This is a genomic window from Chromobacterium indicum (genome assembly GCF_039708975.1).
Classification (GTDB): Bacteria; Pseudomonadota; Gammaproteobacteria; order Burkholderiales; family Chromobacteriaceae; genus Chromobacterium; species Chromobacterium piscinae.
This window is the reverse complement of sequence record NZ_JAYFSJ010000012.1, coordinates 66,685-87,282: the sequence shown is the minus strand read 5'-3', so window position 1 is coordinate 87,282 and position 20,598 is coordinate 66,685. Positions and strand designations below refer to the sequence as shown.

Genomic DNA, 20,598 nt, shown 5'->3' with positions numbered 1-20,598 from the left:
GCTGCGGGCTAGGCTCGCCTGGAGCCGCCATCTCTCAAAGAACAAATATCGGACAAATAGTCTAACTCTTGATAACCATGCCGCCAATGACAAGGCCGCCTCAAGAGGCGGCCTGGCATCGCGAAGCCGGCCCGACAGGCCGGCGCCGCGGTTTACGGCAGCTGGCGCGCCAGTTCGGCGTCCGGCCGCTTCGCGCGCTTCATGCGGAAGCCCGCCCACAACAGGCCCAGCCACACCGGCAGCACGTAAACCGACACCGCCATGCCCGGCGTGAACAGCAGGATGCCCAGAATCATCACCATGAAGGCCAGGCAGATCCAGTTGGACAGCGGGAACCAGAACGACGGGAACACCAGCTTCTGGCCGCTCTTGGCGCGGCGGAATTTCAGGTGGGTCAGGCTGATCATCGCCCAGTTGGTGACCAGCGCGGCCACCACCAGCGACATCAGCAGGCCCAGCGCTTCGCCCGGCAGCAGGTAGTTCAGGATCACGCAGGCGAAAGTGGCCGCGGCGGAGAACAGCGTGGCGTACACCGGCACGCCGCGCGTGTCCAGCTTGCCCAGCGCCCGCGGCGCGTTGCCCTGCCTGGCCAGGCCGAACAGCATGCGGCTGGTGGCATAGACACAGCTGTTGTACACCGACAGCGCGGCGGTCAGCACCACGAAGTTCAGCGCGTGCGCGGTGAAGCCGGCGCCGATCTGCTCGAAAATCATCACGAAGGGGCTGCCGCCGGCGGCCACCTTGCTCCACGGGTACAGCGACAGCAGCACCGCCAGCGAGCCGATGTAGAAGATCAGAATGCGGTAGATCACCTGGTTCACGGCCTTGGGGATGGTCTTTTGCGGGTCGGACGCCTCGGCCGCGGTCATGCCGATCAGCTCCAGGCCGCCGAAGGAGAACATGATCACCGCCATCATCATGAACAGGCCGCCGAAACCGTGCGGGAAGAAGCCGCCGTCGTTCCACAGATTGCTGACCGAAGCCTGCGGGCCGCCGGTGCCGGACAGCAGCAGATAGCCGCCGAACAGGATCATGCCGATCACCGCCGCCACCTTGATCAGCGCGAACCAGAACTCGGTTTCGCCGTAGGATTTGACGTTGGCGAGGTTGATGCCGTTGATGCAGACGAAGCACACCAGCGCGGTCAGCCAGGCCGGCACATGCGGCCACCAGTACTGGACGTAAGCGCCGACCGCGGTCAGCTCGGCCATGCTCACCAGCACGTACAGCACCCAGTAGTTCCAGCCGGACAGGAAGCCGGGGAAGCTGCCCCAGTAGCGGTAGGCGAAGTGGCTGAACGAGCCGGCCACCGGCTCCTCGGCCACCATCTCGCCCAATTGGCGCATGATCATGAAGGCGATGAAGCCGGCGATGGCGTAGCCGAGGATCATCGACGGGCCGGCCGACTTCAATACGCTGGCCGAGCCGAGGAACAGGCCGGTGCCGACGGCGCCGCCCAGCGCGATCAGCTGGATATGGCGGTTTTTCAGCTGTCGCTGCAAACCGGTGTGGGCTTCGCTCACTATGAATTCTCCTTGAGGTGCGGGCGCCAAACGCGCGCCCGGACGGGTGCGCAACCATCTAAACATCAGCACGACATTGCCGTCAAACCATTGGATACAATATAAATGCCCAAAATATGCACAATGATTGAATTTTAAAAATAAAATTCCCCGTTTTCTGCAACTTCAAACCATAAATTGCTCAATCAGACCTATCTAGCTGCGAATTTTCCGCATCCGCCGCCCCATCTCCGGCACGAACGTTCCGTTACCAGCAGTGACAAATGCCACACACAGCTCTTGCAACTGTTTGTCGATAATCCCGGTCGAAGGCATTGAGTGACCCGTGCGTCACATCAGGGAGAGAACAATGAAGCAATCCGTATTGATCGCCAGCGTGCTCGGCGGCGGCATCGCGCTCGGCGCGGTGGGCGTGGCCGGCATCCAGGCCATGAAGTCGTCGAAACCGGAAACCGCCATCGTCGCCAGCGCCCCGCTGGCCCAGGCCTCGGCTCCGGCCATCCAGGCGCTGGCGCCCAGCGCGGCGTCGTCCACTCTGGCTCAGCCTGCGCCGCAGGCGTCCACGCCGGTAGTCGCTGCCGCGCCCAAGCCGGCACCGAAGCCCGTGCACGCCACCCACGCCCGAATCCTGGGCGTGACGCCTATCCGCGAGGCGGGCACCGAACCCAAACAGGTCTGCCACCAAGAGCAAGTGGTGCACCAAGCTCCGGTGCAGGATGAAAACCGCATCGCCGGCTCGGTGCTCGGCGGCGTGGTCGGCGGCCTGCTGGGCAACCAGGTAGGCGGCGGCAACGGCAAGAAGGCGGCCACCGTGATCGGCGCGCTGGCCGGCGGCTACGCCGGCAACCGGGTGCAGGAAGGCATGCAGCAACGCGACCAAGTGACCGGCACCCGCACCATCTGCAACACTGAAGAAACAAAGACCGAGAAGATCGTCGGCTACAACGTGCGCTACTCGCTGGACGGCAAAACCGGCACCGTGCGCATGGACGAGAAGCCGAAGGGCAAGACCCTGCCAGCCAAGGACGGCAAGCTGCTGATCTGATCCGGACGGATCGGCCGCAACCAAAGACAAGGCCCGGCATCGCCGGGCCTTTTTCCATTCCAAACCTCAGGCCGCGGCCCGCCTCGCCTCCCCGGCGCGCTGTCGTTCCGCCACCTTCTCCGCCGCCTCCGGCGGGCCGAACAGCAACACCAGCCGGTCGCGCCAGCCATCAGCGCGCCAGGCCTCGGCCAGCATGTCGCGCCATTCCACCAGGCTGACCCACAAGGGATTGAAGCTGTTCACCGGCTTCACCGTGCCGTAGTCGCACGGGTCGCTGTCCAGCTCCTCGGCATAGGTGCCGAACATCCGGTCCCAGACCACCAGCACGCCGGCGTAATTGTGGTCGATGTAGCGGGGATTCTTGGCGTGGTGGCCGCGGTGTATCGACGGCGTGTTGAACACGTACTCCAGCCAGCCCAGCTTGGGCGTGGCCTGGGTGTGGACGAAGAACTGGAAGGCCAGGTTGAGCAGCACCACCGCCACCACCTGCTCGGGCGGGAAGCCAACCCAGGCCAGCGGCAGCCAGAACGCCCACATGCCGGCCAGCGGATACATCAGGCTCTGGCGGAAGGCGGTGGTGAAATTCATCCGCGTCGAACTGTGGTGGACGCTATGCGCCGCCCACAGCCAGCGCACCCGGTGGCTGCCGCGGTGGAACCAGTAATAGAGGAAGTCCTGGCCGAGGAAGAGCAGGAAGAAACTCAGCCAGCCATCGGAAAAATCTAACAGCCGGTGGTGCTGGTAGATCCAGCCGTACAGCGGCAGCACCAATACCCAGGCCAGCTTGTCCGCGCCCTGGTGCAGCAAGCCCAGCGCCGCGCTGCACAGCGAATCGCGCCAGTTGTACAAGCCAAGCCGGCCCTGGCGCCGGAACAGCCACAACTCCCACGCGACGAACAGCAGAAAAACCGGCGCCAGCGCCAAGAGAATCAGTTCAACCGGGAATTTCATCGCACCCCACCATAGAGCAAACACTTGATTGGAGTTTAAGCTCTATGCATGGAGGGCTGTCAATCGCCGCCATCCGGCCGGCGCGCTTTCCCGGCGCGCTGTGGCGGGAAAGCCATATCAAAAGCGGCTATCCCGAATCATCGAGATAGCCGCCAGGCCGCCGTATTCAGTCGCGACGGGCCATCAGCGCGGCCAGAGACGCGTCGCGCTCGCTCCACACCCGCGCCACGCTGGGGCGCTCGCCCAGGCGGCGCAAGTAGTCGCTACAGCCTTCCAGCCGCTGCGTCATGTCCTCGCCGAGAAAGGTCTGGCTCAGGCGCGCCACCACCGGCAGGATGCCGGCGGCGCTGAGGTCGGCGAAGCTGAAATCCTCGCCGGCGAGCCAAGGACGGCACTGCGCCAGCTTGGCCACCGCGCCGATGCCGCGCGCCAGCGCCTGGCGGATCTCCTCGCACTTCTCCGGCTCCGGCCGGGTGCCTTTCAGCATGTGGCGGATCAGCGGGCTGGCCGGCAGCATCACGTACAACTCCAGCATCGCGGTCAGCTCGCGCGCCAGCGCCCGGCTGTTGGGCGTCGGCGGCAGCAGCGAGGCGGTGGGGTAAGCGTCCTCCAGCCACTCCAGGATCACCGTGGACTCGGCCAGCGGATGGCCGTTGATCTCGACGAAGGGAATCTTGCCCATCGGGCTCTTTTCCAGCAGCTCGTCCTCTTGCGAAGGCGTCGTCACCACTTCCTGGAAATTGACCCCCTTCTCCAGCAAGGCGATCTTCACCTTGTTGTAGTAGGGCGACAGCGGGATACCGTGCAGTTTGATCATGCCGACTCCAATAGCGATGGGTTCGTAAGCGCCGATGCGGGGCGAGGCATCGGCGCGCGGCCTACATCATCCAGCCTATTCCCTTATTTAGCCAGCGCCAGGCTCTTTTGCTGCAGCAATTGGCGGATCTGCGGCAGCATCTGCTGCGCCGCCTTCTCGCCTTCCAGAATGGCCTGGTTGCGGGCCTCGAACTCGGCCGAGCCGATATTCAGCACATTCGGGTGGATCACCACGTCGGCCTGCTTCAATTCCTGCGCCAGCGCCGGGCCGTTCATGATGCTCAGGCTCTGATCCAGCATCGACAGGAAACCGGTGGCGCGGCCGGCCTTGGGACGGCCGGTGATGTCGACGGCGATGACGAACTGCGCGCCCATCTCGCGCGCGGCGCTGACCGGCACCGGGCTGACCAGGCCGCCGTCGACATAGCTCTTGCCTCCTATCTTCACCGGCAGGAACACGTTGGGGATGCTGGCCGAGGCGCGCACCGCCTGGCCGGTGTTGCCGGTGCGGAACACTACCCGGCGGCCGGAATCCAGCTCGGTGGCCACCGCGGCGAACGGCTTGCCCAGTTTTTCCAACGGACGGTTGCCCACCTGGGCGTTGATCCAGTTCTGCAGCTTCTCGCCCTTGATCACGCCCTTGGTGGACAGCGTCCAGTCGGTGAGGTCGGCCTGGTCGAGCGCGATCGCGCGCTGCTGCAGCTGCATGCCGGTCAGGCCGGACGCGTACAGGCTGCCCACCACGCTGCCGGCGCTGGTGCCGACGATGATGTCCGGCGTGATGCCGGCGCCTTCCAGCACCTTGATCACGCCGATATGGGCGAAGCCCTTCACCGCGCCGCCGCCCAGCGCCAGCGCGATCCTGGGTTTCTGCAGCGGCTTGGCGACCTGGCCGCTGTCCGGCGGCGTGGCGCTCATGCAGGCGGATAATAGGGACGCGATCCCGGCCAGCAGCGCGGGACGTAGAATGCTCTTGCTAATCATGATTGCATCGGTCTTTCAGACATCGGCGGCCGCCAGGGCCGCCCCAACGGGCGCGGGGTCCAGCATCACGTAATTCAGATGCTTCGCGCCCTCCAATTCGAAATGGGTTTCGCCATGGACAGCCATGCCGATGCCGCGGTAGAAGGCGATCGCGCGTTCGTTGCCGTGCCACACCCTCAGCCACAACCGCGGCTGGCCTGGCTGCGCTGCAGCCCATTGCCGCGCCGCCGCCATCAGCCGCCGCCCCAGGCCCTGGCCGGTGTGGCTCTCCACCAGATAGAGCCGCTCCATCTCCAGGGACGGGTCATCGCAGCCGGCGCAAGTTTCGTCCAATTTCAGTTGCGCGTAGCCCAGCAGATGGCCATTGTTCTCCATCACCAACAGTTGGCGCGCCGGATCGGCGATCAAGGCAGCCATCTTTTCCGGCGTGAATTCCGTCAGCACATAGTCGGCCAACGCCTGGCGGATGCCGTCGATGGCATAGGTGCTCAGCCACACCTGGATCGACAGCGCGGCGAGAGAAGCCGCGTCGCCCGGACCCGCGGGACGGATTTCCAATTCCATGGCTAACTTTCTTTAAGCTGCGCGGCGGCGGTCCGCCGTCAGGGCTTGGGTGCCTTCTTGACGAATTCGATCACCTGGCGGCCGTCGTCGGTCATCTTGGCCAGCTTCTTTTCGGTGCCCTTCCACGCGTGGCCGTACACCACCTCGTAGCTGGCCGGCAGCTTGCCGTCGCGGCGGTGCCGCTCGTACGCGGCCTCCACCTTGCGCCAGGCCTGCTTGCCCATCAGGCCGCGGCCGCGGCCGGCGGTGGCGTTGTGCGCGCCTATCGCCTTCAGGTCGCGCATCACCGCGCGGGTGTCGTCGTAGGTCAGCGCGATCTTTTCCATGTCCATCACCGGCTCGGCGAAACCGGCGCGCATCAGCGCGTCGCCGATATCGTGCATGTCGATGAACTGGTTGACGTGGGTGGCGCCGTCCACGCCGGCGAAGGCGTCGCGCAGTTCGAACAGCGTGTCCGGCCCCAGCGTGGAAAACATCAGCATGCCGTCCGGCTTCAGCACCCGGCGCATCTCGGCGAACATTTTGTCCGGCTCGTTGATCCATTGAATGGTCAGATTGGACCAGATCATGTCGACGCTGGCGTCGGCCAAGGGCAATTTCTCGATGTCGGCGTTGATCTGCCACGGCTGGCTGGGCTTGAACAGCTTCTTCAGCAAGCCGTCGCCGGATCGGCCGCGCTCGCGCGAGGCTTGCAGCATCGCATGCGCCAGGTCCAGCTCGATCACCCGCGCCTGCGGATAGCGCCGCCGCAACTCGGCCGAGCCGTAGCCGGTGCCGGCGCCGGCGTCGAGGATCACCACCGGCTGATGCTTGATGTAATCCAGCCGTTCCGCCATGCGGTCGGACACTTCGCGCTGCAGCACCGCGGCGGAGTCGTAACTGGCCGCGGCCTTTTCGAACGAGGCGCGCACGCGCGCCTTGTCGGTGTAAAACGCTTCACTCATGCCTGGGTTTCCAGATGCTCGGCAAGCGCGCGCACGAAATCCTGCTCATGGGACAGGAAGGGCGCGTGCGACGCTTGCGGGAATTCGTAAAGGACGGCGTCGGGCAGCGACTCGGCCAGCCAGCGGCCGGCGCCGATCGGGGTGATCGCGTCGCGCGCGCCGTAGAACAAGGCGGTCGGGCACTGGATGCGGCCGGCCAGCGCGCGCGCGTCGGCCTCCAGCAACAGCTCCAGCGCCGGCAGCAGGCCTTGCGGCCGGCCATGGGAGAACAGTTCGCCGCGCAAGGCCTTCAGCGTGTCGCGCGCCGCCGGCGCGCCCATCATCTGCAAGGCGAGGAAGCGCTCCAGCGTCTGCTCGAACGCGCCGTCCAGGCTCTGGGCGACGGCTTCTATCGATTTGCGCTCTTGCGCGTGCGGCCAGGTTTCGTCGCGGACGAAACGCGGGCTGGTGGCCACCAGCGCCAGGCTCTTCACCTGAGCCGGATGGCGGGCGGCCCAGTGCTGGGCGATCAGGCCGCCGAGCGACCAGCCCACCACCTGCGCCGGCAAGGGGAAATGGGCCGCGAGCAGATCGGCCACCGCGTCGGCGTCGAAGCGTTGCAGCGCCGGCGACGCGCCGTGGCCCGGCAGATCCACCAGGTGGACGCAGAAACGCGTCGCCAGTTGTTCGGCCACGCGGGCGAACACGCCGCCGTGCAGCCCCCAGCCGTGCAGCATGACCACGTCCGGTCCCTGGCCCTGCGTTTCGACAAACAGATTCATGAACGGTCAAATTGGGCGAAAACGCTATTTTCGCAAGAGTACGATGCGAAGGAAACCTCCAAAGCCGGCATCTTCGTCGTGAAAAGGTTGCAGTTTGGTAACCGAAACGATGTCGCCCAGCCGGCGGTTGATGTCGGTGGCGACGGCGCGCGCCAGCAGATTGCCGGCGCGCCTCCACAGCGGCGCCCGCCCGCCGTCGGCCAGAAACTTGTCGAACACCGCCACCCGGCCGCCCGGCTTCAGCACCCGCTCCACCTCCAGCAGGCAGGCCCGCGGATCGGGAACCACCGCCAGCGTCAGATGCAGCGCCACCGCGTCGAAGCTCGCGTCGGGAAAGTCCAGCTTCTGTCCGTCCATCACCCTGGCGTCCACCTCCATGCCCAGCTTGGCCGCGCGCTCGCGCAACCGCGCCAGCATCGCCGGCGCGATGTCGATCGCGGCGACGTGGCGGCAGCGCACCAGGAAGTCCAGGTCCAGGCCGGTGCCTGCCCCGACCAGCAGCAAGCGCTCGTCCGGCTGCGGGTTGAGCAGGCCGATCGAGCGGCGGCGGTGGCGGGCGAAGCCCTGCGCCACCTTGTCGTACACCGGCGCGTACAGATCGTAGCGCCAGCGGTTGAAGCGGTTCGCGCACTCACGCCACATGGTCCGGCTCCCTGCCCAGGCCCGCCAGCTTGTCCCAGTCCAGCGCCCAGGCCGGCGCCGGCTTCGCGAAATAGAAGCCCTGCAGCATGCCGCAGCCCATTTCCTTCAGCATCGCCTGTTGGCTGGCGGTCTCCACCCCCTCGGCCACCACGTCCAGGTCCAGCGCGCGCGCCAGCGCCAGGATGGCGCGGACGATGGCCACCGATTCCTGCTTGCGATCCAGGTCGAACACGAAGGACTGGTCTATCTTCAGCACGTCGAAACGATAGCGGTGAAGATAGGACAGCGCCGAATAGCCGGTGCCGAAATCGTCCAGCGCCAGCCTGACGCCCAGGCCGTGCAGCGCCTGCATCGCGGTGGCGGCGGCCTCGGGCTGGTCGATCAGCGCGCTCTCGGTGATTTCCAGATGCAGCATCGCCGGCGGCAGCTGGTAATGGGCGATGCGCTCGCCTATCCAGCCGACCAGGTCCGGGTCGCGGAAATTGGCCGAGGACAGGTTGATGTGCAGCGCGCAGTCCTCGTCCACCCGCCCCTCGGCCCGCCAGGTCCGCAGCTGGGCGCAGGCGGCGTTGATCATGTAGCGGTCCAGCCGGGTGATCAGCCCGCTCTCCTCGGCCACCGGCAGGAACACGCCCGGCGACACCAGCCCGCGCTGCGGATGCTGCCAGCGCACCAGCGTCTCGAAGCCGGCCAGCTCGCCGGTGGCGGCGGAAATGAAAGGCTGGTAGTAGGGCAGCAGCTGCCCCTCCTCCTCCAGCGCGCGCCGAAGCTCGGTCTCCAGCGCCAGCTGGTCGGCCTGGTCTATCCGCAACTGGTGGCTGAACAAGGTGTAGCCCTGGCGGCCCTGCTGCTTGGTGCAATACATCGCGTGGTCGGCATCGCGCAGCAGGTCGTCGGCCTGGCGGTAGTGCGCGCGGTCGGCCAGCACCACGCCGACGCTGGCGGTGGAGAACACCTCGCGTCCCGCCAGGATCACCGGCCGCTCGAACTCGCTGACGATGCGGCGGGCGATGATCTCGCACTCGTCCACCGCGTCCATGCCGAACATCAGCACCGCGAACTCGTCGCCGCCCAGCCGCGCCAGGAAATCGTAATGGCGCAGGCAGGCGCGGATGCGCGCCCCCGCCTCGAACAGCAGGTGGTCGCCGGCCAGATGGCCCAGCGTGTCGTTGACCAGCTTGAAACGGTCCAGGTCGATGAACACCACGGCGAAGCGGTCGCCGCCATCGAGGTAAGCGTCCCAGGCGCGGCGCAGCGCCTTGGAGAAATAATTGCGGTTGGGCAACTTGGTCAGCGGATCGTGCAGGCTGTCGAACTCCAGCTGGGCGTTGACCGCGTCCAGCTCGCTGGTGCGCTCGCGAACCCGCTGCTCCAGGTCGGCGTAGGCCTGCTGCAGACTCTCCAGCGCGCGCACCCGCGCCAGCGCGGCGCCGATATGGTTGGCGACGAACTCCAGCACCTCCTGGTCCCGGTAGCCGTACACCACCTCGCCGTCGTAGCTCTGCACCGCCAGCACGCCCAGCAGTTCGTGATCGCAATACAGCGGCACGCCAAGCCAGCTCTTGGGCGGCATCTCCCCTTCCTCCGCCGCGACGCCCGGCAAGCTGCCGTACGGATCCAGCAGCAACGGCCGGCCGCTGTGCAGCACCTGCTCGATCAGGCCCTTGCCGGGCTTGCGCGCCCGCAGCGACGACGCGTACTCGTCGGCGCAATAAGGGAAGCTGATCAGGTCGCTGCCCATGTCGTACAACGCCACCACGCAGTTGCGCGCCGCCACCATCTCCAGCAACAGCCGGTGCAGGCCGCTGAGAAACGCCTCCAGCGACAGGCTGGTATTGGACAATTCGGCGATGCGGAACAGCACGTCCTGAAATTTCTCCGCGCGCTTGCGGCCAGCCACCTCGGCGCGCAGGCGCGCATTGGCGCCCTCCAGCTCGCTGGTGCGCAGCGCCACCTGCCGCTCCAGCCGGCCATGGTACAGCGCGCGGTCCAGCGCGAACCCGACATGGCGGGCGGCGAACATGAACCACTGCTGTTCGGCCGATGTCGGCATCGGCTGGTCATCGTAGACCTGCAGCACCACCGCGCCGATCAGCTCGTCGGCCGCGTTGGCCAGCGGCGCGCCCATCCAGAAGACCGGCATCTGCGCCGGAGGCGCCAGCGCCTCCTGGCTGCACAATTCCTCGATGCGCTCCCCGGTCAGCACCACCGGCGCGCCCCCGCGCATCAGCCAGGCGGTCAAGGACGCATGGGGGCCGGCCAGCGGAAAGATCCGCTCCGGATCCGGCGGCGACGGATCGCGCCGGTCGACGTAGAACGGGTAGTGGAACGCGGAGCAATCCTCGTCGTACAGCGCGATGCAGAAATTGTCGGCGTCCAGCAGACGCTGCATCAATCGGTGCAGCCGCGGCAACATGCGCTCCAGCGCCGGGCACTCGCCGGCCAGCAGGCTGATTTCCAGCATCGTCTCATTGGCGGCCCGCGCCGCGGCTTGTTCGGCCCGCAACGCTTCGCACTGCAGATGGCCGGCCAGCAGCGCCGCCACGGTCTCCAGCTGCGCCGGCGGCGTGCCCCGCCACGCCAGCCATCCCAAGGATTGGCCGCCCGCCCGCAGCGCTTGCGCGCCCGCGCCTGCCGGCGGCTCCCCCGCGGACAAGGTCTCGCCGTCCGGCAGGCCGTCGGCATCGCCGAACGCCGCCAGCCGCCGCCACGCCGCCCCGTTCCGTCCCCATGCGGCCGCCGCGCTCAAACCGCCCAGGCCCTGCAATAACGACAAGGCGCGGGCTGCGGCCCGTTCCGGATCGTCCAGATATTCTGCCGTGCTCTTCATGTCATTATCGTAGTACGGGACGCCGAGAAAGTCCGCAGCCAGACAAAAGCCCGGGACAAATGCCCCGGGCTTGAACGTTTTCATGTGGCGCGGACGCCTTCCGCCACGTCAGGCTTCAGTTTGCCGCCTGGCTCAGCATCAGATCCAGTAATGCGTCCAATTGGGAAAGCTCATGTCGGGCCGACAACGAGATCCGCAGCCGGGAGCCGTTTTCCGGCACTGTCGGCGGCCGCACCGCCGGCACCCAGTAGCCCTGCCGCCGCAGCGCGTCGGCCAGCCGAACCGCGTTCTCGTCCGAGCCGACGACGAAGGGCTGGATCGGCGTGGCGGATTGGCCGGCGTAAGGCGTGCCCTCCAGCCGCTGCCGGCAGCGGGCGATCAATTGCCCCAGCCGCTCGCGGCGCTCGCCGGCCTCGGCGATCAGCCGCAGGCTGACGCCCACCGCGGCCGCCAGCGCCGGAGGCTGGGCGGTGGTGAAGATATAAGTGCGGGCCTTGTTCACCAGCCAGTCGATCAACGGCCTGCCGCCGGCGACGAAGGCGCCGGCCAGACCAGCGGCCTTGCCCAGCGTCGCCATATAGATCAGCCGCTCGCTGGAAAGATCGTGCGCGGCGACCGAACCGCGGCCGTCGCCCAGTACGCCGAAACCGTGGGCGTCGTCGACATACAGCCAGGCGTCGTAACGCTCGGCCAGCGCCAGCAAGGCCGGCAGCGGCGCCTGGTCGCCGTCCATGCTGTACACGGCGTCCACCGCGATCAGCTTGGTCGGCGCGTCGCTGGCGGCCAGCAGTTGTTCCAGATGATCAAGGTCGTTGTGGCGGAACCGCTGGAAATCGGCCCTCGACAACAGACAGCCGTCATTCAGCGAAGCGTGGTTGAGCTTGTCGGCGAACACCGCGTCGCCGCGCCCCACCAGGCTGGTCAGCACCGCCAGATTGGCCGCGTAGCCGGAGCCGAACAGCAGCGCCGCCTCGCGGCCGACGAAGCGGGCCAACTCTTCTTCCGCCTGCTGGTGGGCCAGAGTGTGGCCGGTCAACAGATGGGAGGCGCCGCTGCCGGCGCCCCAGCGGTCGGCGCCTTGCTGCAGCGCGCGCACCAGGGAGGGATGATCGGCCAGGCCGAGATAATCGTTGCTGGCGAAAGACAGGTATTCCTCGCCATCGATGACAACATCGACGCCTTGCGGCGACTCGAGCGTCGCCCGGTAACGGCGACGATGGCTGGCGTCCAGTTCCAGCAGGGCTGCGGACAGGTCTTGAAGGCGCATGGCGTTGCACTCTTTTACGTTGTTGACCAAACCGCGGCAGCTGCCTGCCCCGGTGCGACACACTATATATATGTTTCCATTTAAGGCTACAGTACAGAATTGCTAATATTTTTTACAGTGCCTGCAAATCCAGCTTGGACATCAATGCCTGGTCGGCCACCACGTCCGGATTGCCGGTGGTCAGCAATTTGTCGCCGTAGAAAATGGAATTGGCGCCGGCCAGGAAGCATAGCGCCTGGGTGGCTTCATCCATTTCGCGGCGGCCGGCCGACAGCCTGACGTAACTGGCCGGCATCGTGATCCGCGCCACCGCGATGGTGCGCACGAACTCGGTCCAGTCCAGCCGCTCGGCGTTCTGCAGCGGCGTGCCCACCACCTGCACCAGATTATTGACCGGCACCGACTCCGGCTGCGGATCCAGATTGGCCAGTTGGGCGATCAGCCCGGCGCGGTCGGCGCGGGTTTCGTTCATGCCGACGATGCCGCCGCAGCACACCGACAGCCCCGCCTTGCGCACCTTGCCCAAGGTGTCCAGCCTGTCCTCGTACTCCCGGGTCTGGATGATGTCGGCGTACTTGTCCGGCGCGGTATCCAGATTGTGGTTGTAATAATCCAGGCCGGCGTCCTTCAACTGCTCGGCCTGGCCGTCGCGCAGCAGGCCGAAGGTGGCGCAGGTCTCCAGGCCCAGCGCCTTCACTTCTCGCACCATCTCCAGCGTTTTCTGCAGATCGGCGTCCTTGGGGCCGCGCCAGGCTGCCCCCATGCAGAAACGCCCCGCGCCGTTGGCCTTGGCCTGGCGCGCCGCGTCCACCACCTCGTCCACCGTCATCATCGGCTGGTCGGCCACCGGCGTGTCGTGGTGCACCGACTGCGGGCAATAGCCGCAATCCTCCGGACAGCCGCCGGTCTTGATCGACACCAGCGTCGACAACTGGATCTTGGTTGGATCGAAGAACTGGCGATGGATTTCGGCGGCGCGGAACACCAGCTCCATGAAAGGCAGGCCCAACAGCGCCTCCACATCGTCTACGCTCCAATTAGTGTTTTCCGGATGCGGGGTGGCCGGGCGCTTGAGTACCATCGTGGCAGAATGCATCGTATGCTCCAATAGCTGTTTGTCATTCTCACTGCGAGCCGTGCGGCTCGTCACCCTGCCCCGATGGGCAGGCGACAAAATCTTGGAGGGTGGTCGACATGCTGTCAAATATTAGAAAGTTAATAATTGACAACTGCTCAATAATTAATCAGAAATGCGTGCTATGCGGGCAGCCGCACGCCCGAGAGGGTCTGTGCGACGGCTGCCGGGCGATGCTGCCGCGGATGCCGGCGGAGCGCTGCCCACGTTGCGCGGAACCGACAGTCGGCGGCGCGCTGTGCGGACACTGCCAGCGCCAGCCGCCGGCATTCGACGCGCTGCATGTTCCCTATCTGTTCGCTTACCCTCTGAACGGCCTGATCCATGCCTACAAGTACGGCCGGCGGCTGCAACTGGCTGGCGCGCTTTCTGGATTACTCACCGAATTCGCCAGCTGTCAAGACCATAAATACGATTTAGTCATTCCTGTTCCGCTGGCGAGCGAACGACTGGCCGAAAGGGGCTTCAATCAGAGTTCCGAGCTTGCCAAAGCGTTCGCTGATACAATAAACAGCCGTTTTTCGGACAGTCTGTGTTGGCGAAAATGCAACACTTTGCCGCAAGCCTCGCTCGGCCGCGCCGAAAGACTGCGAAACGTTCGCCATGCATTCGACGTAAAACGCCGGTGCGACGGGCTTTCCATTGCGATCGTCGACGACGTCGCGACCAGCGGCGCAACCCTCTCCGCCTTGTCTAAAATGATCAAAAAACAAGGCGCGAAACGGGTCGACGCATGGGTGCTTGCCCGAGCATTTTCCCTAAAAACTTGACCAAGATTTTGATTCTTTGGAACAATCCAGCCTGCCAACGATGTTCACTGTTGTTCTATTTCAGCCGGAAATTCCGCCCAACACGGGCAATGTGATTCGTTTATGTGCCAACACCGGCTGTGAACTGCATCTGGTCAAACCCATGGGCTTCCCGCTTGAGGATGCCAAGTTGCGGCGCGCAGGGCTCGATTACCACGAGTATGCCCGCGTCGTCGTTCATGAAGATTGGGACGCTTGTTTGCGTGCGCTTCAGGGACGGCGGATCTTCGCTGCGACGACCAAAGGCGCTACGCGCCATGACCGGATTTCCTACCAACCCGGGGACGTTTTTCTGTTCGGTCCCGAATCCCGCGGCTTGCCGCAAGATGTGCTGGCTGCCCTGCCGGCGCAGCAAAGGATTCGATTGCCGATGCGTCCCGAGTCGAGAAGCCTCAATCTCTCCAATGCCGTCGCTGTGACGGTGTTCGAGGCTTGGCGCCAGCTCGGTTTCGAAGGGGGGGTATAGCGGTTCGCAAAGTTGGCCCAACAGCATAGGGAGGTTTATGCAACCTGTTCTCCGATGGCTGTGGCTTCTATTTGTCAGTCTAGTGCTTGTGGCCTGTTCCACTGTGAAGACGGCCAGTGCCACAAACCAGTCGGCTTCGCCGACTAACAAGAAGTCCGTTGCCAAAAACGGAGCTTATTTCCAGAACGACGGTCCGGCCGATCATATCCCGGTCAACCTGAGCCTGGTTCCCGACGCCGTTCCGCAGGACGAGCCGCTTATCAAGTCGGCCAACCTGCCTTACTCGGCGCTGGGCATGAGCTTCCGTCCCGATGTGCGTGAAAAGCCGTATCACGCCGTCGGCCGTGCCTCCTGGTACGGCAAGCAGTTCCACGGCCGCAAGACGTCCTCTGGCGAACGCTACGACATGTTCGCGATGACTGCGGCCCATCCGACCCTGCCGATCCCGAGCTATGCCCGGGTGACCAATCTGACCAATGGCAAGTCGGTAGTCGTTCGCGTGAACGACCGCGGTCCGTTTCACAAGAAGCGCCTGATGGATCTGTCCTACGCCGCCGCCTACAAGCTGGGCTTCATCCAGCAGGGCAGCGCCAAGATCGCGATCGATCGCGTCTGGCCGGCCGAAGACAGCACCTACTCCGCCTCCGCGCAGCCGGTGACCCAGCCTGTGGGCCGGGAGCTCAGGGCGGGCGACAATCCGAAGTATCTGCAGCTTGGCTCGTTCAACACGCTGGCCAACGCCGAGGCGCTGCTGCAGAAGACGCTGGACGGGCTGGACGACAAGTACGACTCCAAGCTCGGAATCGTCAACCAGCAGGGCGCATACAAGGTGCGCCTGGGACCGTTCTCGACAGACGAGGCGGTGCGCAACGCAGCGGAAAACCTGCACGTGGAGACCGTCATCACCAGCTTGTGATGGTCCGTGCTTGAATCGTATGGCAACAGGGCAAAAGGCGAAGGATGCATCCTTCGCCTTTTTTCATGCCCGTCTGCCGCCCAACCCAATAAAAAGCCCCGGCCGAGAAGCCGGGGCAAAGCCTGGATAGCAACGATTCAGGCCCCGCTCAGGGAGCCAAGCGGGAGGTGCGGAGCACCTGCAAGCTTAGGCGGAGCCTGTCGCTCAAAGTTCCGCCATGCCGTCGTCCTGCGGCGGCAGCGCGTCGAACCATCCTTTGACCACCTGTTCCACCTCGTCGACGCCGGTCTTCTTCAGGCTGGAGAACATCTGCACGCTGACCGACGGATAGTCGGCCAGTTCGCGCTTCACCTCGGCCAGCACCTTGTTCTGCTCCTGGCGCGACATCTTGTCGGCCTTGGACAGCAGGATGTGCACCGGACGGCCGGCGACGCGGAAAAATTCCAGCATTCTGCGATCCAGGTCTTTCAATGGATGGCGGGCGTCCATAATCAACAGAAGGCCGATCAGGCTCTGCCGGGTCTGCAGGTAGCGGCCCAGCAGCTCCACCCAGTGGGCGCGCACCGCTTCCGGCACTTCGGCGTAGCCGTAGCCCGGCAGGTCCACCAGGAAACACTCGTCGCCCAGCTCGAAGAAGTTGATGTGCTGGGTGCGTCCCGGCGTCTTGGACACGTAGGCCAGCCGGGTGCGGTTGGCCAGCGTGTTGATGGCGCTGGACTTGCCGGCATTGGATCGGCCGACGAAGGCGACCTCGGCGCGGGTGGCCGGCAGGTCCTTCATGTGGTTGACGGTGGTATAAAACCGGGCGTTCTGAAAAATCGACATGGTAGTAAGGTTGAAATCAATTGGTATAGAATAACAGGTTTGGAATTGCTACTTTTACAGATATTTTAGGGGCTCACCCTAAAGGAGCGACCATGAGACGTAAAATGCTGTTGGCGATGGCATCCCTCACCCTGGCCGGCAACGTGCTGGCAGCCTCCCCGGCGGCCAAGGGTGACCCGGCGAAAGGCAAGCAGATTGTGGACACCGTGTGCGCCGCCTGCCATGGCGTCGACGGCAACAGCGTCGCAGCGGCCAATCCGACCATCGCGGGCCAGAGCCAGCAATATCTGTATAGCCAGCTCAAGGCCTTCAAGACCGGCGAACGCAAAAACCCGACCATGCTGGGCATGACCGCCGGCCTGTCCGACGACGACATGCACAACCTTGCCGCCTACTTCAGCCAGCAAAAGCCCAAGGACCGCGAAGCGGCCGACAAGGCGCTGCTGCCGCTGGGCGCCAAGATCTACCGCGTCGGCAACCCCGCCAGCCACGTGCCCGCCTGTATGGCCTGCCACGGCCCGGCCGGCAAGGGCCTGCCCGAGCAGTTCCCGCGCGTGGGCAGCCAGCACGCCGGCTACATCGCCAAGCAACTGGCCGACTTCAAGGCCGGCGCCGACCGCAAGAACCTGATGATGACCGATATCGCCAGCCGGATGACCGACGCTGAAATGAAGGCGGTGGCCGAGTACATTTCCGGCCTGCGCTAAGCCGTGCCCTCCCCCGCCGGAGCCCGACACGCCGCGCGGCGACAACCGCGCGGGCGGGCGCAACTTTGCCGCTCCGGCCCGTTCAAAAGGGAAGCCCCGAACGGGCTTCCTTTTTCACGTCCATAACAATGAAAACCACACACCGTCGCCAAACCCTGTCCCGCGCGCTGTACGAGCTGTTCAGCTCGATGCGCTTCGCCATCGGGCTGCTCACCGTGCTCGGCATCGCCTCCATCATAGGCACCGTGCTCAAGCAAAACGAGCCCTATCCCAACTACGCCTTCGAATTCGGCCAATTCTGGTTCCAGGCTTTCGAGCTGCTCGGCTTGTATGACGTCTACCACTCGGCCTGGTTCCTGATCATCCTGGCCTTCCTGGTGCTGTCCACCACGCTGTGCATCGTGCGCAACGGCCCGGGCTTCATCAAGCAGATGCGCGGCTACCGCGAGAAGGCCGGCGACAACTCGCTGGCGGCGATGCCGCACAGCCAGGCGCTGGAGGCCGACGAGGTGGAGCTGCCGCGCCTGCTGGGCTATCTGCGCGGCCAGGGCTTCCGCTGGCGCGAAGCCGAGCGAGACGGCGGCGTGAAACTGATCGCCGCGAAAAAGGGCGCCGCCGGCAAGCTCGGCTATTTCCTCGCCCACATCGCGCTGATCGTGATCTGCGTCGGCGGCCTGCTGGACGGCAACCTGCCGCTGAAGCTGGCGGAAGTGGCCGGCCGCATCGTGCCGGAAACCCGCGACCTCCCGCAAAGCCAGATTCCGGAGCAAAGCCGGCTGGGGCCGTCCAACCTGTCCTTCCGCGGCAATGTCACCATCGCCGAGGGCAAGAGCGCCGACGTCACCTTCCTCAACTCCGGCAACGGCTACCTGGTGCAGGAGCTGCCCTTCATCGTCTCGCTGAAGAAATTCCACGTCGCCTACTACAGCAACGGCATGCCCAAGCTGTTCGCCAGCGACATCGTGGTCACCGACAAGAAAAGCGGCAAGACCACCGAGGCCACGGTCCAGGTCAACCACCCGCTGATCGTCGACGGCGTCGCCATCTACCAGTCCAGCTTCGGCGACGGCGGCTCGCCGCTGCAGTTGAAGGCCTGGAACCTGGCGAGCCCCGGCAGCGCGCCAACTGAGCTCAAGGGCGTGTCGATGAACAGCCAGCCGCTGCGCGCCAACGGCAAGGACTACGCGCTGGAATTCGGCGAGCTCAGGGTATTCAACATCGAGAACGTCGCCAAGCCGGGCGAAGGCGATCCCACCCTCACCCAGCGCATGCACGACGCGCGCGAGGTGAAGCTGCACAAGGATCTGAAGAACTACGGCCCGTCCATCACCTTCAAGCTGCGCGACACCCAGGGCCAGGCGGTGGAATACGTCCACTACATGGCGCCGATCGCGCAGGACGGCGCCAGTTACCTGATGGCCGGCATGCGCAAGACGCCGGCCGATCCCTTCCAGTACCTGCGCCTGCCGCTGGACGACGACATGCAGGTCGACCGCTTCATGCGCCTGTACGGCGCGCTGCGCAATCCGGCGCTGTATGACGAGATCGCCGCGCGCGCCACCCGCAAGGCGCAGCAGGGCGGCGTGATCGACGACAAGCTGGCCAAGCAGTTCGGCGACAGCGTCAAGGGCGTGCTGGAGCGCTTCGCCTCGGGCGGCTTCTCCGCGCTGGAGCAGTTCCTCGACGAGCGGGTGCCGGCCGACAAACGCCAGGCGGTGGCGCAGACCTATATCAAGATCCTGCAGGGCGCGGTGGTGGACGTGATGGCGGTGGCCGACGACAAGGCCGGTGCCAAGCCGCTGGCCTCCGACGCCGTCCATTACCGTTTCCTGCTGGATGGCCTGGTGGCCGCCAGCGCGCTGCAGGACTACGGCTCGCCGGTGTTCCTGCAGCTAGAGGGCTTTGATCAAGTCCAGTCGTCCGGCCTGCAGCTGACCCGCTCGCCGGGCAAGACGCTGGTCTATTTGGGATCGGTCTTGCTGGTGCTGGGCATCGTGCTAATGTTCTATGTGCGGGAGCTGCGCCTGTGGATACGCATAGATGGCCGCAAACTGCGGGTGGCGATGACCTCCAACCGCCACAACCGCGATCTGGACACCGCCTTCCAGCGTCATCTCGACGCGATCAAACAGCTGACACGGGGAATATGATGGAACTGGCAACAACGAGATTCGACCGCCTGCCGCTGTGGCGCCGGCTGGACCGCTGGGACTGGGCGTACGCGCTGCTGATCGCCGTCGCCGCCGGCTACGCCTTCTCCCTCTACCATCACGCGATGGACGGCTACGAGCAGGCCATCCTGGCCGGCTCCGCGCTGGGCCTGATCGCGCTGGGCTGGTTCTGGCCGGCCTGGCGCTGGTTCTTCCCGCTGGCGGGCGGCGTGGCGCTGCTGGGCATCCAGCTGTACCAGCATGACCTGGCCCGCGGCCAGAGCGCGTTCTGGCTCAAGTACGCGCTGTCCAGCCAATCGGCGATCATGTGGATGTGCTCGCTGTTCTTCCTGGCCACCGCCGTGTACTGGATAGGCCTGGCCCGCCGCTCGGCGCAGCTTGCGCGGATGGGCGCCGGCCTGACCTGGGCCGCCTCGGTGATGGGGCTGGCCGGCCTGTTCGTGCGTTGGTACGAGAGCTATCTGATCGCGCCGGACGTCGGCCACATTCCGGTGTCCAATCTGTATGAAGTGTTCGTGCTGTTCACGCTGATCACCGCGCTGATGTATCTGTACTACCAGGCCAAGTTCGCCGCCGCGCAATCCGGCGCGCTGGTGCTGCCGGTGATCAGCGCCGCGGTCGGCTTCATCCTGTGGTACAGCTTCGACCGCCAGGCGCACGGCATCCAGCCGCTGATCCCGGCGCTGCAATCGTGGTGGATGAAAATCCACGTGCCGGCCAACTTCGTCGGCTACGGCGCCTTCTCGCTGGCCGCGATGCTGGGCATCGGCCAGCTGCTGGCGCAGAAGGGCTGGCTGAAAGACCGCCTGCCGGCGGCCGAGGTGCTGGACGAAATGATGTACCAGGCCATCTCCGTCGGCTTCCTGTTCTTCACCATCGCCACCATCCTGGGCGCGATGTGGGCGGCCGACGCCTGGGGCGGCTACTGGAGCTGGGACCCGAAGGAAACCTGGGCACTGATCGTGTGGCTGAACTATGCCGCCTGGCTGCACATCCGGCTGGTGAAAGGCTGGCGCGGCGCGCCGCTGGCCTGGTGGGCGGTGATCGGCCTGGCCGTCACCAGCTTCGCCTTCCTCGGCGTCAACATGTTCCTGTCCGGCCTGCATTCCTACGGCGGCCTGTAAACCCCGCTGTCTCTCCAAAGCCCGGCGTCTGCCGGGCTTTTCGCATTTTCCCTGTCTGGAACGCTGGCATTTGGTATCCTTGTAGCGTTTTTATCGCTTTTTTATCGCACAAGGAACG

General features: G+C 65.2%; 19 protein-coding genes. 7 read left to right on the top strand and 12 right to left on the bottom strand.

Annotation, left to right across the window (positions count from 1 at the left end):
• Positions 1-152: 152 nt before the first annotated feature.
• Entirely contained in the window at positions 153-1,523 is a 1,371-nt protein-coding gene (locus tag VA599_RS16990; protein ID WP_346789684.1) for an amino acid permease, read from the bottom strand.
• A gap of 349 nt (positions 1,524-1,872) precedes the next feature.
• On the opposite strand from VA599_RS16990, the gene VA599_RS16985 reads away from it, so the two are divergent.
• Positions 1,873-2,568, top strand: a complete 696-nt coding sequence (locus tag VA599_RS16985; RefSeq protein ID WP_346789683.1) for a glycine zipper 2TM domain-containing protein — start codon at positions 1,873-1,875, stop codon at positions 2,566-2,568.
• A 66-nt stretch (positions 2,569-2,634) separates the two neighbouring features.
• Here VA599_RS16985 and VA599_RS16980 read toward each other — a convergent pair whose 3' ends face one another.
• From VA599_RS16980 to bioB, 10 genes are all read right to left on the bottom strand, one after another.
• The gene (locus VA599_RS16980; protein ID WP_346789681.1) at positions 2,635-3,519 is read right to left on the bottom strand and encodes a sterol desaturase family protein; all 885 of its coding nucleotides are present in this window, start codon (positions 3,517-3,519) and stop codon (positions 2,635-2,637) included.
• A gap of 166 nt (positions 3,520-3,685) precedes the next feature.
• Positions 3,686-4,336: a glutathione S-transferase family protein gene (locus VA599_RS16975; RefSeq protein ID WP_046168118.1), complete on the bottom strand. Its 651-nt coding sequence runs from the start codon at positions 4,334-4,336 to the stop codon at positions 3,686-3,688.
• Between the two features lie 83 nt (positions 4,337-4,419).
• Positions 4,420-5,319 (bottom strand): patatin-like phospholipase family protein, encoded by a 900-nt coding sequence (locus VA599_RS16970; protein ID WP_346789679.1) that lies wholly within the window; start codon positions 5,317-5,319, stop codon positions 4,420-4,422.
• Positions 5,320-5,334: 15 nt separating this feature from the next.
• Positions 5,335-5,883 (bottom strand): GNAT family N-acetyltransferase, encoded by a 549-nt coding sequence (locus VA599_RS16965; RefSeq protein ID WP_346789677.1) that lies wholly within the window; start codon positions 5,881-5,883, stop codon positions 5,335-5,337.
• A 38-nt stretch (positions 5,884-5,921) separates the two neighbouring features.
• Positions 5,922-6,827 (bottom strand): malonyl-ACP O-methyltransferase BioC, encoded by a 906-nt coding sequence (gene bioC / locus VA599_RS16960; protein ID WP_346789675.1) that lies wholly within the window; start codon positions 6,825-6,827, stop codon positions 5,922-5,924.
• Positions 6,824-7,588 carry a pimeloyl-ACP methyl ester esterase BioH gene (gene bioH / locus VA599_RS16955; protein ID WP_221666160.1) on the bottom strand — a complete coding sequence of 255 codons (765 nt, stop codon included), beginning with the start codon at positions 7,586-7,588 and terminating at the stop codon, positions 6,824-6,826. The genes bioC and bioH overlap by 4 nt, the downstream gene beginning before the upstream one ends.
• Positions 7,589-7,612: 24 nt before the next feature.
• Complete coding sequence (locus VA599_RS16950) at positions 7,613-8,230, bottom strand: class I SAM-dependent methyltransferase (RefSeq protein ID WP_346789673.1); 618 nt, start codon at positions 8,228-8,230, stop codon at positions 7,613-7,615.
• The gene (locus VA599_RS16945; protein WP_346789672.1) at positions 8,220-11,060 is read right to left on the bottom strand and encodes a bifunctional diguanylate cyclase/phosphodiesterase; all 2,841 of its coding nucleotides are present in this window, start codon (positions 11,058-11,060) and stop codon (positions 8,220-8,222) included. Before VA599_RS16945 ends, VA599_RS16950 begins: the two co-directional genes overlap by 11 nt.
• Before the next feature lie 115 nt (positions 11,061-11,175).
• Complete coding sequence (bioF, locus tag VA599_RS16940) at positions 11,176-12,327, bottom strand: 8-amino-7-oxononanoate synthase (RefSeq protein WP_346789671.1); 1,152 nt, start codon at positions 12,325-12,327, stop codon at positions 11,176-11,178.
• Positions 12,328-12,439: 112 nt separating this feature from the next.
• The gene (gene bioB / locus VA599_RS16935; RefSeq protein ID WP_082107249.1) at positions 12,440-13,423 is read right to left on the bottom strand and encodes a biotin synthase BioB; all 984 of its coding nucleotides are present in this window, start codon (positions 13,421-13,423) and stop codon (positions 12,440-12,442) included.
• A 98-nt stretch (positions 13,424-13,521) separates the two neighbouring features.
• Here bioB and VA599_RS16930 point away from each other — a divergent pair, with 98 nt between their 5' ends.
• The 3 genes from VA599_RS16930 (at position 13,522) to VA599_RS16920 (ending at position 15,653) form a co-directional block, all read left to right on the top strand.
• Positions 13,522-14,232 carry a ComFC family protein gene (locus tag VA599_RS16930; RefSeq protein ID WP_346789669.1) on the top strand — a complete coding sequence of 237 codons (711 nt, stop codon included), beginning with the start codon at positions 13,522-13,524 and terminating at the stop codon, positions 14,230-14,232.
• Positions 14,233-14,272: 40 nt separating this feature from the next.
• Complete coding sequence (trmL, locus tag VA599_RS16925; RefSeq protein ID WP_021475552.1) at positions 14,273-14,737, top strand: tRNA (uridine(34)/cytosine(34)/5-carboxymethylaminomethyluridine(34)-2'-O)-methyltransferase TrmL; 465 nt, start codon at positions 14,273-14,275, stop codon at positions 14,735-14,737.
• Between the two features lie 103 nt (positions 14,738-14,840).
• Positions 14,841-15,653 (top strand): septal ring lytic transglycosylase RlpA family protein, encoded by an 813-nt coding sequence (locus tag VA599_RS16920; RefSeq protein ID WP_231178476.1) that lies wholly within the window; start codon positions 14,841-14,843, stop codon positions 15,651-15,653.
• Between the two features lie 204 nt (positions 15,654-15,857).
• Here VA599_RS16920 and yihA read toward each other — a convergent pair whose 3' ends face one another.
• Positions 15,858-16,478, bottom strand: a complete 621-nt coding sequence (gene yihA / locus VA599_RS16915) for a ribosome biogenesis GTP-binding protein YihA/YsxC (protein WP_021475550.1) — start codon at positions 16,476-16,478, stop codon at positions 15,858-15,860.
• A 92-nt stretch (positions 16,479-16,570) separates the two neighbouring features.
• On the opposite strand from yihA, the gene VA599_RS16910 reads away from it, so the two are divergent.
• The 3 genes from VA599_RS16910 to ccsB all read left to right on the top strand — a co-directional run bounded on the left by VA599_RS16910 (position 16,571) and on the right by ccsB (position 20,480).
• Positions 16,571-17,185: a c-type cytochrome gene (locus tag VA599_RS16910; RefSeq protein ID WP_021475549.1), complete on the top strand. Its 615-nt coding sequence runs from the start codon at positions 16,571-16,573 to the stop codon at positions 17,183-17,185.
• Positions 17,186-17,313: 128 nt separating this feature from the next.
• The gene (locus tag VA599_RS16905; RefSeq protein WP_346789666.1) at positions 17,314-19,335 is read left to right on the top strand and encodes a cytochrome c biogenesis protein ResB; all 2,022 of its coding nucleotides are present in this window, start codon (positions 17,314-17,316) and stop codon (positions 19,333-19,335) included.
• Entirely contained in the window at positions 19,335-20,480 is a 1,146-nt protein-coding gene (gene ccsB / locus VA599_RS16900) for a c-type cytochrome biogenesis protein CcsB (protein WP_346789761.1), read from the top strand. The genes VA599_RS16905 and ccsB overlap by 1 nt, the downstream gene beginning before the upstream one ends.
• Positions 20,481-20,598 lie beyond the last annotated feature (118 nt).